This window comes from Labilithrix luteola (genome assembly GCF_001263205.1).
GTDB lineage: Bacteria > Myxococcota_A > Polyangia > Polyangiales > Polyangiaceae > Labilithrix > Labilithrix luteola.
This window is the reverse complement of sequence record NZ_CP012333.1, coordinates 118,556-131,853: the sequence shown is the minus strand read 5'-3', so window position 1 is coordinate 131,853 and position 13,298 is coordinate 118,556. Positions and strand designations below refer to the sequence as shown.

General features: G+C 67.5%; 12 protein-coding genes. 6 read left to right on the top strand and 6 right to left on the bottom strand.

Annotated elements, in window-relative coordinates:
• Window positions 1-3: 3 nt before the first annotated feature.
• Window positions 4-1,437, bottom strand: a complete 1,434-nt coding sequence (locus AKJ09_RS00695; protein ID WP_169927140.1) for a HEAT repeat domain-containing protein — start codon at window positions 1,435-1,437, stop codon at window positions 4-6.
• A 34-nt stretch (window positions 1,438-1,471) separates the two neighbouring features.
• On the bottom strand, window positions 1,472-1,750 hold the full coding sequence (locus AKJ09_RS00690) for an acylphosphatase (protein ID WP_146645094.1): 279 nt from the start codon (window positions 1,748-1,750) through the stop codon (window positions 1,472-1,474).
• A 92-nt stretch (window positions 1,751-1,842) separates the two neighbouring features.
• Here AKJ09_RS00690 and AKJ09_RS00685 point away from each other — a divergent pair, with 92 nt between their 5' ends.
• The 3 genes from AKJ09_RS00685 to AKJ09_RS00675 are packed head-to-tail and all read left to right on the top strand — an operon-like array spanning window position 1,843 to window position 7,074.
• Window positions 1,843-2,436: a DUF2760 domain-containing protein gene (locus tag AKJ09_RS00685; protein ID WP_146645092.1), complete on the top strand. Its 594-nt coding sequence runs from the start codon at window positions 1,843-1,845 to the stop codon at window positions 2,434-2,436.
• The gene (locus tag AKJ09_RS00680; protein WP_240488365.1) at window positions 2,433-4,295 is read left to right on the top strand and encodes an Hsp70 family protein; all 1,863 of its coding nucleotides are present in this window, start codon (window positions 2,433-2,435) and stop codon (window positions 4,293-4,295) included. The genes AKJ09_RS00685 and AKJ09_RS00680 overlap by 4 nt, the downstream gene beginning before the upstream one ends.
• A gap of 25 nt (window positions 4,296-4,320) precedes the next feature.
• Entirely contained in the window at window positions 4,321-7,074 is a 2,754-nt protein-coding gene (locus tag AKJ09_RS00675; protein WP_146645088.1) for a hsp70 family protein, read from the top strand.
• 38 nt (window positions 7,075-7,112) lie between these two features.
• Here the strand turns inward: AKJ09_RS00675 and AKJ09_RS00670 are convergent, their stop codons facing one another.
• The 4 genes from AKJ09_RS00670 to modA all read right to left on the bottom strand — a co-directional run bounded on the left by AKJ09_RS00670 (window position 7,113) and on the right by modA (window position 9,710).
• Window positions 7,113-7,802: an ATP-binding cassette domain-containing protein gene (locus AKJ09_RS00670; RefSeq protein WP_146645085.1), complete on the bottom strand. Its 690-nt coding sequence runs from the start codon at window positions 7,800-7,802 to the stop codon at window positions 7,113-7,115.
• Window positions 7,799-8,470, bottom strand: coding sequence for a molybdate ABC transporter permease subunit (gene modB / locus AKJ09_RS00665; protein ID WP_146645083.1), 672 nt, complete (start codon window positions 8,468-8,470; stop codon window positions 7,799-7,801). The genes AKJ09_RS00670 and modB overlap by 4 nt, the downstream gene beginning before the upstream one ends.
• Before the next feature lie 70 nt (window positions 8,471-8,540).
• A complete protein-coding gene (locus AKJ09_RS00660) occupies window positions 8,541-8,831 on the bottom strand; it encodes a DUF2188 domain-containing protein (protein WP_146645081.1) in 291 nt (96 codons plus the stop codon).
• A 42-nt stretch (window positions 8,832-8,873) separates the two neighbouring features.
• On the bottom strand, window positions 8,874-9,710 hold the full coding sequence (modA, locus tag AKJ09_RS00655; protein ID WP_146645079.1) for a molybdate ABC transporter substrate-binding protein: 837 nt from the start codon (window positions 9,708-9,710) through the stop codon (window positions 8,874-8,876).
• Window positions 9,711-9,842: 132 nt separating this feature from the next.
• On the opposite strand from modA, the gene AKJ09_RS00650 reads away from it, so the two are divergent.
• The 3 genes from AKJ09_RS00650 (at window position 9,843) to AKJ09_RS00640 (ending at window position 13,295) form a co-directional block, all read left to right on the top strand.
• Window positions 9,843-11,657: a glycoside hydrolase family 15 protein gene (locus tag AKJ09_RS00650; RefSeq protein WP_146645077.1), complete on the top strand. Its 1,815-nt coding sequence runs from the start codon at window positions 9,843-9,845 to the stop codon at window positions 11,655-11,657.
• Window positions 11,658-11,739: 82 nt separating this feature from the next.
• Complete coding sequence (locus AKJ09_RS00645) at window positions 11,740-12,504, top strand: hypothetical protein (RefSeq protein ID WP_146645075.1); 765 nt, start codon at window positions 11,740-11,742, stop codon at window positions 12,502-12,504.
• Window positions 12,501-13,295, top strand: coding sequence for a UDP-3-O-acyl-N-acetylglucosamine deacetylase (locus AKJ09_RS00640; protein WP_146645073.1), 795 nt, complete (start codon window positions 12,501-12,503; stop codon window positions 13,293-13,295). Before AKJ09_RS00645 ends, AKJ09_RS00640 begins: the two co-directional genes overlap by 4 nt.
• Window positions 13,296-13,298: the final 3 nt, after the last annotated feature.

The window sequence follows — 13,298 nt, the reverse complement described above, 5'->3', positions numbered from 1 at the left end:
CGATCAGCGTGCGCGCGCAGAACGCGGGGCGCGTCGTCCGGTCAGAAGGACGAGTCCGAGAACCGTTGCAAGGAACAACGCGCCGGCCGCTCCGAAGAGGCGCGTCCGATCTTCGCGATCGGCATGCACCGTCTCGAGACGGTCGAGCTCGACGCGCGCTTTGGCGTGGCCAGGATCGAGCGAGAGCGCTCGCTTGAACGCTTCGGTATCTTTGATGCCGCGCGCGAGGAGCTGCATGCCCTCGAGGTAGGCGAGGTCCGCGTTGATCTGCGAGGCACGAGGTCCGTCGGGAGCCAGGCGAAGCGCTTTGCGCAACGTGGACGTGGCGCCCACCGCATCGTCGTCTTCGTGGGCCTGCGCGTGCGCGACGTACGCCGAGACCATCTCCGCGCGCCGATCGATCATCGGCGTGCGCGCGAGTACGCGATCGAATGCCGCGACGGCCTCGTCGAGCTTGCCCTGCTTCTCTTGGGCGAGACCTTGGTCGAGCAGCCCATAGACTTCCTGCAGGCGCAGTCGATCGTAGGCGGCGAAGAGCTCGCGCGAGACGTCGGCGGCGGACCAACCGTCGGGTGCGGGCTTTCCGCTCACGTTCTCGTACGCCTCGCGAAGCTTCCAGATCGCGTCTTGGCCGAACATGCCGATCGTCTCGCGTGCCGTGGCGCGGATCTTCTCGCGGTCCGCGTTCACGAACGAGAGGACAACGGGTATGCTGTCGAGCTCGCGGATGATGCCGAAGGCGCGAAGGACGTCGGCGAGGACCTGGTTGTCCTTCGTCTGGACGGCGTCGCCTGCGATGCGCTTGCCCATGCCTTCGAGCTGCGTGTACGCCCACTGCCGAACGTCGGGCGTGGCCCCCTTCTTCGTTTCGAGGAGGGCAGGCACGGCGCGATCGCCGAGGGCTTTGACCTGACGGGTGACCTCGGGACGGAACGCCCCGTTGTGGTCGCCGGCGATCTTCACGAGCTGGCGGACGGCGGGCGTCGTGCCCAGGTGGGCAAGCGCTCGGACGAAGGCGGCGGTCGTGAGGGCCGCCTTCTCCGCCTGGGCATCTTCGCCCCGAGGCAGGTCGAGAAGGGCATCGCAGACATCGCCTTCACCCTTGCCGGCCCGCTCGCGCGCAGCCTTCACGGCGGCGCGAACCCCTGCGCTCGGCGTCTTCCGAAGCTCGGCGAGGGCTTTGCCGATCGCCGGAACGGCCTCGGGACCGAGCTCGCCGATGCGCTTTGCCGCCGCCCGTCGCGCCGCGGCGTCATCCCCCAGGAGGGGGGCGACGAGCTTGTCGAGCTCGGTAGAGCTCATGCCCTCCGGCTCGGCGGTGGCTTGCGGGCCGGACGTTTTGGAGGTCTCGGCGTGCGCGACCGAGACGAGGGAAGGGCTCGCGACGGTGACCGTCAGGAAGGCCAGGAGGAACGGCGCGATTCTCTTCCGATTCATGCGTGCTGAGACCAGAACGCCCGCGCCGAGTCGCCTATTCGACGATCTGGAACTCGGGAAATTCGCCCGTGTAGCCGCGCCAACGAACGTCGACGCTGTCGACGCGGGCCGCCGACGGACCGTGGTTGGCCCAGCTCGAGAGCTCCTTGACCGCATCTTCATCGCCCTCGGCGACGAGCTCGATGCTGCCATCGGGGCGGTTCCGCACCCAACCCGTGATTCCTAGCCGTCGGGCTTCACGCTGGGTTGCGGCACGAAAGTACACGCCCTGCACGCGCCCGCGCACGATGAGGTGAATCCTCTTTTGCGCCATGGTCTACGCCTTTAAGCCTCTAGCGAAGGAAGGCCCTTCGGGCAACCTAGAAGGGGATTCCTGGGGGTGTCTTTGCGCTAGAGTGCCGCCCCGTGTCCGACCCTTCTCTGCCCTTTTTCACCAGGCTCTGGTTCGCCTGGGTGTGCTTCTTCCGGGTGCTTTTCGACGGCGTCTACGCCGCCCAACTCCAGGCAGGCAAGGCTCTGCCTGCCGCCACACAGGGGCCAGAACGCACGCCGGAGCTCCCCGCTACGCCGGAGCCGAAGGTGCTCCCGAAGCCCGAGCCCAAGCCCATCCCCGAGCCGCCGAAGACGGACGCCGCTCTCCAGCTCCTCGCGCTTTTGCAGCGTGAGGGCCGGCTCGTCGACTTCCTGGAGGAGGACGTCGCGAGCTTTCCTGACGCCGACATCGGCGCCGCCGCGCGTGTGGTTCATGCCGGCTGCCGCAAGGCGCTTCGCGAGCACGTGAAGCTCGAGGCCGTGCGGTCGGAAGAAGAGGGGGTGCGCGTCACCCTCCCCGAGGGCTTCGATGCCGAAGCGGTGAAGCTGACCGGCAACGTGCAAGGCAAGGGGCCCTACACGGGGACCCTCCGTCATCGCGGATGGCGCGTCGCGTCGGTCTCCTTGCCCACTGCGGTGGGCGCTCACGACGTGCGGATCGTCGCGCAGGCGGAGGTGGAGCTGTGAGTTCGCCCCGCTACGTGGTCGGCATCGACCTCGGAACCACGCACACCGCGCTCGCCTACGCCGAGATTCCCACGGATCCCTCGGCGCCGCCGCCCGCCATCCAGATGCTCGCCATCCCGCAGCTCGTCGCGCAGGGGTCGGTCGAGCCGCGCGAGCTCCTGCCGTCGTTCTTCTACATCGCCCACGAGAGCGAAGGGGCGCAGGCGCTCCCCTGGGATGCGGAGCGGAAGTACGCCGTCGGCGAGCACGCTCGTGCGCGAGGCGTCGATGCTCCCGCGCGCGTCATCGCGAGCGCCAAGAGCTGGCTTGGTCATCCCTCGGTCGATCGTCGCGGGGCGATCTTGCCGTCCGGCGCCCCCGAAGACGTGGAGCGCATCAGCCCCGTCGAAGCGTCGTGGCGCTATCTCGAGCACCTCGTCGAGGCCTGGAATCACGTGGTCGCGAAGGGCGATCCCGAGCTCGCCCTCGGCAAGCAGAGCGTCGTGCTCACCGTGCCCGCGTCGTTCGATGCGTCCGCGCGCGAGCTCACGACCGAAGCGGCCTTCGCAGCGGGCCTCGAAGATCTGACGCTCCTCGAGGAGCCGCAGGCCGCCTTCTACTCCTGGCTTTCGTCCAAGGGTGACGGATGGCGCAAAGACGTTGCCGTCGGTGACATCGTGCTCGTCGTCGACGTTGGCGGCGGCACCACCGACTTCTCGGTGATCGCAGCGCTCGAGAAAGAGGGCGAGCTCGTTCTCGAGCGCGTGGCCGTCGGCGATCACATCCTGCTCGGCGGCGACAACATGGACATGCTGCTCGCGTACGTCGTCGAGCACAAGATGATCGCCGAGGCCGAAGCGGGGGGGCGAACCCTCGAGCTCGATCGCTGGCAGAAGATCTCGCTGCAGCACGCGGCACGCGGCGCGAAAGAGCGCTTGCTTGCCGACAGCGGCGCTGCGAGCGCGCCGATCGCCATCGCCGGCAAGGGCAGCAAGCTCGTCGGCTCCACGCTTCGCGCCGAGGTCACGCGCGAGGAAGTGGCGAACGCGATCGTCGACGGCTTCTTCCCCGTCGTCGAGAGCGCGGCGCGGCCCGCCGTTCGTGCGCGCGCCGCCCTCACCACGCTCGGCCTGCCGTACGCGCAGGATCCGGCGGTGACCAAGCACCTCGCCTCGCTCCTCGCCCGCCACGTCGATGCGCTCGAGAAGGCGGGCGTCAGCAGCGCGAGGAAGACGAAGATGCTGCACCCCACGCGCATCCTCTTCAACGGCGGCGTCATGAAGAGCGGCGTGCTTCGCGAGCGCCTCACGTCGTGCGTCAACGCGTGGCTCGGCGAAGACGAGGGCGCTCCGCTCAAGATGCTCGAGGGCAACGACCTCGATCTCGCGGTGGCTCGCGGCGCTGCGGCCTACGGCTTGTCGCGCCATGGCCGCGGCGTCCGTATCCGTGGCGGTACGGCCCGCGCGTACTACGTCGGAATCGAAGGCGCAGTGCCTGCCGTGCCGGGCCTCCCGCCGCCGATCACCGCGCTCTGCGTGGCGCCCTTCGGCATGGAAGAAGGCACCAGCGCGGAGGTGCCCGGTGGCGAGCTCGGCGTGGTCGTTGGCGAGAAGGTCAACTTCCGCTTCTTCGGCTCGAGCGTGCGTCGCAAGGACTCGGTCGGTGTCGCGCTCGAGCGCTGGAAGAGCGACGAGCTCGACGAACTTCCGCAAATCCAGGTCGATTTGCCCGCGGAAGGTCGGGCCGAAGGCGACGTGGTCCCCGTCAAGCTCCGCTCCTCGATCACCGAGGTCGGCACGCTGCTCCTCGAGGCTGTGCCGCTCGATCCGAAGACCACCGACGAACGTTGGAAGGTCGAGCTCAGCGTGCGGTCTTCGTAGAGCTGCGTAGAGGTCGCAACATCCGATGGGCGCGCAATTCGTCGTAGGCATCGATCTCGGGACCACGCACACCGTCGTTGCGTATTCCGAGCTCGTTGCCCGCGCGACGCCGCCGCGCCCCAAGATCTTCCCCATCCCGCAGCTCACCGCGGCGAACGCGAGCGAAGCGCGGTCGCTGCTGGCGTCGGCGCTCTACGCGCCGCTTCCCTCGGAGATCTCGGGCGATCCCACCTGGGTCGTGGGCGAATTCGCGCGACGCCGCGGAGCCGAAATCACCGGCCGTTTCGTGTCGTCGGCGAAGAGCTGGCTCTCGCATACCGCCGTCGATCGCCTCGCCCCCATCCTGCCGTGGGGCACGCGTGACGACGACGAGTCTCCGCGTATCTCGCCCGTCGAAGCGAGCACGCGCATTCTCGCGCAGGTCAAAGAAGCGTGGGACGCGGCGCATCCGAAGGCGCCGCTCGCCGAGCAAGACGTGGTGCTCACGCTTCCGGCTTCGTTCGACGAGGTCGCGCGTTTGCTCACCCTCCGCGCGGCCGAAGGTGTCGGGCTCTCGCCCACGCTGTTCGAGGAGCCCACCGCCGCCTTCTACGACGCACTCGAAGACAAGCGCGCGGTCCTCAAGCTTGCCAAGCACGGCGAGCGCACGGTCCTCGTCTGCGACGTGGGCGGCGGCACCACCGACCTCTCGCTCATGACCATCGCACCCGCGTCGGGGGAGGACGAAGAAGACTTCGTCGTCCGGCGCGTGGCTGTCGGTCGCCACATTCTGCTCGGTGGCGACAACATGGATCTCGCGCTCGCGCACCTCGCCGAGTCGCGCATCGTGGCTCCGCCGAACCATCTCGAGCCGCGCGAGCTCGCCCAGCTCGTTCTGTCGTGTCGCGACGCGAAGGAGCGCATTCTCGCGGGCCAGGCCACCGAGGCGCGCGTCGTGGTTCTTGGCCGAGGTAGCTCGCTCGTCGGCGGTGCACGCGCGACCACGCTGACGAAGGAGGAGGTCGAGTCCATCGTGCTGGGCGGCTTCTTCCCGCCCGTCGCGGATGACGCCATGGCTCCGCGGGCGCGCGGCGGCATCGTCGCCTTCGGTCTGCCGTACGAGCGCGATCCGGCCATCACGCGACACGTCCGGCAATTCCTCACGAGGCACGCTTCGTCGATTCCGCACGGCGCGCCCGATGCCGTGCTCCTCAACGGAGGCGTGTTCCATGCGGCGCCGATCGTCGAGGCCCTTCTCGACGCCATGGCCTCGTGGGCAGGCGGCAAGCGCCCAGCGCTCCTCGCGAATCGCGATCCGGACCTCGCCGTCGCGCGCGGCGCCGTTCGTTACGGACTGGCGAGACGCGGGATGCTCTACCGCGTCGAAAGCGGCGCTTCCCGTGGCTATTACGTCGCGGTGGCCTCGGAGCAGGGCGCGTCGAACGAGCCGTTGCGTGCGGTCTGCATTCTTCCGCGCGGTGCGAAGGAAGGGGTGCACCACGAAGCGGGTCGTTCCTTCGAGCTCCTCGTCGGACGCAGCGTGCGTTTCGACATGTACGCGTCCGACGTCGCGAACGACGAAGCCGGCACGCTCGTCACCATTCCCGACGACGATGCCTTCGAGCGCCTGCCTCCCGTCGTGACGAGCATTCCGAAAGAGGGCAAGGAGCAAGCGGTGCCGGTGCACCTCGGCGGCGAGCTCCTCGCCACGGGCCAACTTGCGCTCGCCTGCACGGAGATCGGGAGCGGCTCGGGGCGTCGCCATCGCCTCGAATTCCAGCTTCGCGAAGGAGCCAAGCCCGCATCGGCTCCGCCGCCGCCTTCGATTGCTCCCCAGACCACGACGTCGGCGCTTCCTCCGGCCAAGAAGGCCGAGGTCGAGCGTCTCGTCGATCGCGTCTTCGGTCGCAAAGGCGAGGCCGAGGAGCGCGAGACGAAGGACCTCGTGCGCGAGCTCGAGAGGCTTCTCGGAGAGCGTGCCACGTGGACCATGCAGCTCGCGCGTGAGCTCGCCGATCGCCTGCTCGAGAATCCGGGCGCACGACGTCGCTCCGCCCATCACGAGCGCAACTTCTGGCTGCTCTTCGGATTCTGCATGCGTCCGGGCTTCGGCGATCCGGGCGACGAGGCGCGCATCGCTCGCGCGTGGCCGCTCTTCGATGGCCGCCTCGCATTCCCGGGAGAGGCGCGCGGCTGGCAGCAATTCTTCATCGCCTGGCGTCGCATGGCCGGCGGCATGACCGAGGCCATGCAGGTTGGCTTCCGCGACGCGATGGATGCCGCCATCGCTCCGCCCGAGGCCGGTTTGAAGAAGCCGAAGCGCATGCCCGAGGCCCTCGATGAGCTCGTCGCCACGCTCGCTTCGTTCGAGCGTGTCCCCGTGGCGAAGCGCGTGGCGCTCGGCGATTGGGTGTCGGAGCGTACGTGGGTCGACTCCGATCCCCGCCTCTGGTCGGCCATCGGGCGCATCGGCGCGCGCGTTCCGCTCTACGCGAGCGTCCACCACGTGATTCCTCCGAAGAACGCCGCAACGTGGCTCGAGCGCATGCTTCGTCAAAAGTGGGAGTCGATCTCGACGATGCCTCACGCCGCCGTGCAGCTCTCGCGCGTCACGGGCGACCGCACGCGCGACATCGATGAGCGGCTGCGCAGAGAGGTCGAGAAGCGCCTGGTCGCCATCTCGGCCAAACCGGCTTGGATTCAGGCGGTTCGCGAGCTCGTGGAGATCGGTGACGAAGAGCGCGTCGCGATTCTCGGCGAGGGCCTGCCCATCGGCCTTCGCCTCACACCGAGCTCCTAGCTCGGACTCGAAGTGAGCAAGGCCCGGCCCTGAGGACCTCAGGCGCGTGATGCGAAGTCGGCTTCGTCGACGCTCGATTCGCGGACGACCCGACCGTGCTCGAGGTGGACGACGCGATGGCCGAGCACGCGCGCTTCCTCCGCCTGGTGGGTGACCAGGATGGCGGGGATGCGCTCTCGCTCGAGCCAGGTGGCGACTTCGTCGAGCAGCTCGCGTTTGACGCCGGCGTCGAGCGCGGAGAATGGCTCGTCCAGCAGGAGGAGCCGCGGACTCATCGCGAAGGCGCGCGCGAGCGCCACGCGCTGAGCTTCGCCGCCGGAGAATGTCCTCGGTTTGCGGGCTGCGAGGTGGGGCACGCGCATCCGAGCGAGCATGGCCTGGGCACGCTCCTGCTTCTGGCTCGAGGTGCCGCTCGTCATCCCGTACGCGACGTTCTCGGCCCCCGTCATATGAGGAAAGAGCGCCAGCGATTGGAACACGTAGGCGACGCGTCGCTCGTGAATCGGCTTTTCTCGGCGCGAGGCGTGGTCGAACCAGATCTCGCCGTCGAGCGTGACGCGACCGCGATCGGGGCGCACGATGCCGGCGATGCAGCCGAGCGTTCGGCTCTTGCCCGCGCCTGAAGGGCCGTAGAGAACGGTGACGCCCGGAGGTGCCTCGAACGCCACGTCCAGCGTGAACGACTTCGTCGCGAGCCCGATGCGAACGTCGAGGGACGCGCTGCTCATGAATCGGCTCCGCGCCGCGCCGTGAGCTTTCCCACGACGTACAGGAGGACGACCACGAGAGCGGTCAGGATGAACACCATCCACGCGGCGTCGCTCTCGCGATGTGCCTGAATGGCGTCGTAGATGGCCAGTGCTGCGGTCTGGGTGTGGCCGGGAATGTCTCCCGCCACCATCAACGTCACGCCGAAGTCGCCGAGCGAGCGTGCGAAGGCGAGCATCAACGCGGCGACGATGCCTCGCGTCGCGAGAGGAAGCTGCACGCTCAGAAACGCCCTCAGCGGGCGCGCGCCGAGCGTTCGCGCGGCGAGCATCAGCGTCGGATCGGTGTCCTCGAACGAGGCGCGCACGCTCTTCACCACGAGGGGGAGCGCACCAATGACGGCGGCCACGACGGCGCCCGTGCGGGTGAAGACGATCGAGCTTCCGGTCAGCGACTCGTAGAGCCGACCGAGCATGCTTTGCCGACCGAGAACGACGAGCACGTAGTACCCGAGCACCGTCGGCGGCATGACCATGGGCGCCGTGAAGATCACGTCGACGAGATCGCGGCCCGGGAATTTCAGATTCGCGAGAATCGCCGCCACGCCGATACCGATGACGGCCGCCACCGCCGTCGCGATGGATGCGACCTCGAAAGAAAGCAAAAGCGGGTCGAGAGCAACGGTCATCGTCAACGGCGCGACCTACAGCGTAGGCCACTACCGCGTCGAACGCATCGCTCGCGCGCGACGAATGGACTCAGGTCCCCGCGCGACCACGGCGGACCGGTTTCGATGCCGCGATCGACGGCACCGAATCGTCGAGGTCCAGCGCTTCGCGCTCGTCGGCCTGGTAGAAGAACTCGCTGTCGAGCTCGCCCTGTTCGTCGTAGACGAGGATCTGCGAGGGGCCCGTGCTCCGAGCGAGCTCCTTGGCGTGGATGACGGCGTCGGCGCGCGTCCGCCACGGTTCGACGACCTCGCGCTTGCCGGAGTCCGAGTAAACGGCCCAGCCGCCGGCCCACGGCTTGACGTAAAGATGGTCGTTCATGCGGATCCCGCATGCATTCGCCGTGCGTAGGACGCGACGAGGTCAGGGCGACCCGGTACTCTCGCCCTGACTCGGAAGCGTGAAGCCGTGCTTCTTCATGATGGCTCGGCCGGCATCGGAGGCCACGAACGCGGCGAACGCGCGAGCATCCTCGGGCTTCGCGCCCTTCGGACCGCCTTTGCACACGACGAGTGCCTGTTTGAGTGGCTCGTGCAGGCTCGGATCGACCGGGACCCAACTTCCGCCCGAGTTCATGGCGAGCGACAGAGCGACGATGGCGACGTCGGCGTTGCCCGACTGCGCGAACATCAACGTCTGCTGCACGTTCTCGCCGTACACGGCGCGCCCTTGAACGCTGGCCCACGCCCCCGATTTCGCGAGCGCCTGCTGCGCCGCCCGGCCGTACGGCGCGTGCTCGGGATTCGCGATGGCGATCTTGCTGTACTTGGGGTTGGCGAGCTCCGTCACGTCTTTGGGGAGCGCATTCTTGTCCTTCGCCCAGACGACGATGCGTCCTTCGGCGTAGAGCTGCTTTGACGCGCCGTTGCATGCGCCGCTCTCGATAGCGTCGTCGACGAACGAGACGTTGGCCGCGGCGAACACGTCGAACGGCGCGCCTTGCTCGATTTGCTTGGCGAGCAGCCCGCTCGAACCGAAGGTGAACTCGACCTTCTTGCCGGACTCCGCTTCGAAGGCCTTGCCGACCTCTTCGAACGCGATCGCGAGGTCGGCTGCGGCGGCCACGCGGAGCGGCTCGCCCTTTCGAGCGCCGGCGTGCTCACCGCTCCGCCCGCATGCCGGGAGCAGCGAGACAGCCAGAGCGAGCGCGCCCGAAGACAGCGCCTTTGGTTCAGTCGCGAGAAATGATCGTACCGACATCTTCCCCTGCCAAAGCGCCCGTGAGCATACCTCGTTCGAGGCCGTTGATGATCTCTAGCTCGCTGTAGAACCGCGAGCGACGCGCCGGGTTCCGCTCGACCCGAGGGCATGCGGGTTGCTGACCACCGGCGCATGGCGCGTCTCATCGAAAATTACGGAATGCTCGCGGATCTCAAGACGGCGGCGCTCGTCGGTATCGACGGGTCCGTCGACTGGATGTGCGCACCCAGATTCGACTCGGATGCGTGCTTTGCTGCCTTGCTTGGATACGAAGAACACGGGCAATGGGGGATTCGCCCGACGGCTCCGGTGACGGCGCGCAAGCAGCGCTATCTGGAAGATACCGTCGTCCTGCAGACCGACGTCGTATGTGACGGCGGCGCATATCGCATCACGGAGTTCATGCGTCCGGAGCTCAAGCGAACGGAACTGATCCGGATCGTCGAGGGGCTCGAGGGACGCGTCGAGATGGAAATGGTTCTCGCGCCGAGGTTCGGCTACGGCGCGCGAATGCCGTGGATCAGCCAAGAGGAGCACTCGGTCTCGCTCGTTGCAGGCCCCGACGCGCTCGCCCTTCGGTCTTCGGTTCCCGTGACTGCCGGCGAGACGCACGTGACGTCGCTGTTCACGATCTCGAAGGGGGAGACACAGACCTTCAGCCTCGTTTGGTACCCCTCGAACTCGGAGCCGCCGCGCGTGGCGGACGCGCGGCGCGCTCAGGACGAAGCCGTGCGCTATTGGCGCGATTGGGCTGCGAAGTGCACCTACAATGGCAAATGGAAGGACGCCGTCGTCCGCTCGCTGCTCACCCTCAAAGGCCTGACGTACGAGCCGACGGGAGGTGTGGTCGCGGCACCGACGACCTCGCTGCCCGAGGAAATCGGCGGAGTCCGCAATTGGGATTATCGCTTTTGCTGGCTGCGAGATGCCACCCTCACGCTCACTGCGCTGATGATCGGCGGGTACGTCGATGAGGCCGAGAGCTGGCGCGATTGGCTCATGCGGGCCATCGCCGGCGATCCCTCGCAGGTGCAGATCATGTACGGCCTCTCCGGCGAGCGCCGTCTCACGGAGACCGAGCTGTCATGGCTGCCGGGCTACGAAGGCTCGAAGCCCGTGCGCATCGGCAACGCGGCGTCCGACCAATTCCAGCTGGACGTCTACGGCGAGGTCATGCGCTGTCTCTACCTGACGCGCAAAATGGGAGTGCCCGCGGCCGATCGAAGCTACGGGCCTCAAGCCAAGGCGCTTCTCTCGTTCATCTTGCGCGCATGGCAGCTCCCCGACGACGGCATCTGGGAAGTGCGCGGCGGGCGAAAGCACTTCACGCACTCGCAGTTGATGGCCTGGGCGGCGGTCGACAGCCTCATCAAGCTCGCCGAGGAGTTCCCTAGCCAGGAAGGGGAGCTACGCGACCAGTTGGGGCACATGCGCGCCGTGCGCGAGCGTATCCGCGAGGACATCTTGCAGCGCGGATTCAACACCGCCATCGGCGCCTTCACGCAGTCGTTCGGTTCGGAGGCGCTCGACGCGAGCGTTCTCCTCATGGCGCACTTGGGATTTCTGCCGGCCGACGATCCGCGAATGCTCGGTACGGTGAAGGCGATCGAGAAGTCGCTCCTTCGCGACGGGTTCGTCGCTCGTTATTCGACGAACCTGGGGCTCGACGGGCTACCGGGCAGCGAAGGCGCGTTCTTGGCGTGCAGCTACTGGCTCGCCGACAACTATGCCTTCCAAGGCAGAATCGACGAAGCGAATGCGCTCTTCGAGCGGCTCTTGTCGATTCGTTCACCGCTCGGGCTACTTGCCGAGGAGTACGAACCGAAGCTGAAGCGTCAGGTCGGCAACTTCCCGCAGGGCTTCTCGCACCTCGCGCTCATCTATACGGCGAACGCCATCAGCAAAGCCGAGGCCGGCTTCAAGGGGCCTCAGGTGGCCGTCTCATAGCGCCATCGTCGCGCGCGCTGGGCTTCGGCTCGGCCGAGACGGAGCCTTGACTCCCGGGACCGCTCACCTAGGGTGCCGTCCCATGCGCGCCCGTGTGGGTCCCGTCGTTTTGACTGCGGTCGCTTTTGCGGCTATCGGCCCGAAGCTCGTCGGACCGCACGACAAGGCGGCCGGAGCGCCGTTCGTCTATCAGCCGCCGGCGGGCTTCGTGGAACGCGCGCCGGGGTCGGGCAGTTCGTCGAATACCCCCATCGACATGACGGGCAAGACGCCCCCCGCGCCCAAGCCCGCGCGACCCGAAGGCGAGCGAGAGTGGACCGCGCCGCCGACGTCGACCACGACGTTCGTGCCCACCGTCACCCTCGACCATTCGAAGACGAAGAGCACGGTCGAAGAGCCCGATCTGGCGACGATCGAGGCGGGCTTTCCCGACATGTTCGCGAAGGAGGGTATCTCGTGGACGCCGGTCCGTCGCGAGACGCACGTTCGTCCCGGAGGGGAGCGCGTCGGCATCATCGAGGGTGAATGCACGAAGAAGTCGATCGGCGAGATCGCTCCCGGCATCGCGGCCACGCTCCACTATCGACGCCTGATTCTCGTATTTCCCGACGACGCGGGCTCGTCGATCGTCACGGCTCTCTATGGCTACGACGAAGTCGCGAAGTGGCAGCCCGCCTTCGAAGCCTCGATCAATCAGGCCCAAGGTGTGGCCACGAGGCTGCCTCCCGCCCCCAGTTGGCTCTACGCGGCTTGGGGCGCTGCCGGTCTCGTGCTGGGCTGGCTTGCATCGGCGCTCATCGGCTCGCGCCGTTCACCTGAACCAGCGGCGCAGAAAGATCCGACGTGATCGCGATTGCCGGTCAGGGGCTTCATTCCGCGGCATATTCGACGGTCCGCTTCTCCGTACGCGCGGGCGCCGTCGCCTTTCGCGTGGCGGGTGTCGAGACGCCCATCGACGAGCTGGAAGTCGCCGATACGGCTCGCTCGAGCGCCGTCCTTTTGCGTGACGGTCGACGCCTCGCCACGGTCGAGCACTTGTTCGCCGCGCTCGGCGGGCTTCGGATTCGCTCGGACATCGTCATCGACGTAGAGGGGCCTGAGGTTCCGCTCGTCGACGGCGGAGCGCAGCGCTTTGCGAAAGAGCTGATCGCGCTCGGGCCGACTCGCTCGCGCCCTCGCTTGCGCGTGGCTCGCGAGGCGACCTTGGCTGTCGGCGGCAGTCGGTACGAATTCGCGATATCGAACGAAACGTCAGTGGTCGTCGATGTCGATTTCGATCATCCGAAGATCGAACGCCATGCGCGCTGGGACGGCGACTCGAGCGACTTCGTGGCGCGCATTGCACCGGCGCGCACGTTCGGATTCGAGCACGAGGTCGAGGAGCTCCTCGCGCGAGGCCTCGCTTCGCACGTCTCTCCCGAAAGTGTGATCGTGCTCGGGCGCGATCGCGTGCTTTCGGCCGGCGCACCCTACGAGGCCGACGAGCCCGCACGTCACAAGCTTCTCGATCTCGTCGGCGACATGTATCTGCACGGCGGTCCCTGCGTAGGCATCGTCCGCGCGTCGAAGCCCGGCCACGCCGCGACCCACGAAGCGATGAAGCAGGCGCTCGCGGCTGGCATTCTCGTTCGCGACTGATCG

What these genes read in the sequence shown, in the direction of transcription:
- AKJ09_RS00695 (WP_169927140.1), bottom strand. Translation starts at nt 1,437, where the DNA reads ATGAATCGGAAGAGAATCGCGCCGTTCCTCCTGGCCTTCCTGACGGTC.
- AKJ09_RS00690 (WP_146645094.1), bottom strand. Translation starts at nt 1,750, where the DNA reads ATGGCGCAAAAGAGGATTCACCTCATCGTGCGCGGGCGCGTGCAGGGC.
- AKJ09_RS00675 (WP_146645088.1), top strand. Translation starts at nt 4,321, where the DNA reads ATGGGCGCGCAATTCGTCGTAGGCATCGATCTCGGGACCACGCACACC.
- AKJ09_RS00670 (WP_146645085.1), bottom strand. Translation starts at nt 7,802, where the DNA reads ATGAGCAGCGCGTCCCTCGACGTTCGCATCGGGCTCGCGACGAAGTCG.
- modB (WP_146645083.1), bottom strand. Translation starts at nt 8,470, where the DNA reads ATGACCGTTGCTCTCGACCCGCTTTTGCTTTCTTTCGAGGTCGCATCC.
- AKJ09_RS00660 (WP_146645081.1), bottom strand. Translation starts at nt 8,831, where the DNA reads ATGAACGACCATCTTTACGTCAAGCCGTGGGCCGGCGGCTGGGCCGTT.
- modA (WP_146645079.1), bottom strand. Translation starts at nt 9,710, where the DNA reads ATGTCGGTACGATCATTTCTCGCGACTGAACCAAAGGCGCTGTCTTCG.
- AKJ09_RS00650 (WP_146645077.1), top strand. Translation starts at nt 9,843, where the DNA reads ATGGCGCGTCTCATCGAAAATTACGGAATGCTCGCGGATCTCAAGACG.
- AKJ09_RS00645 (WP_146645075.1), top strand. Translation starts at nt 11,740, where the DNA reads ATGCGCGCCCGTGTGGGTCCCGTCGTTTTGACTGCGGTCGCTTTTGCG.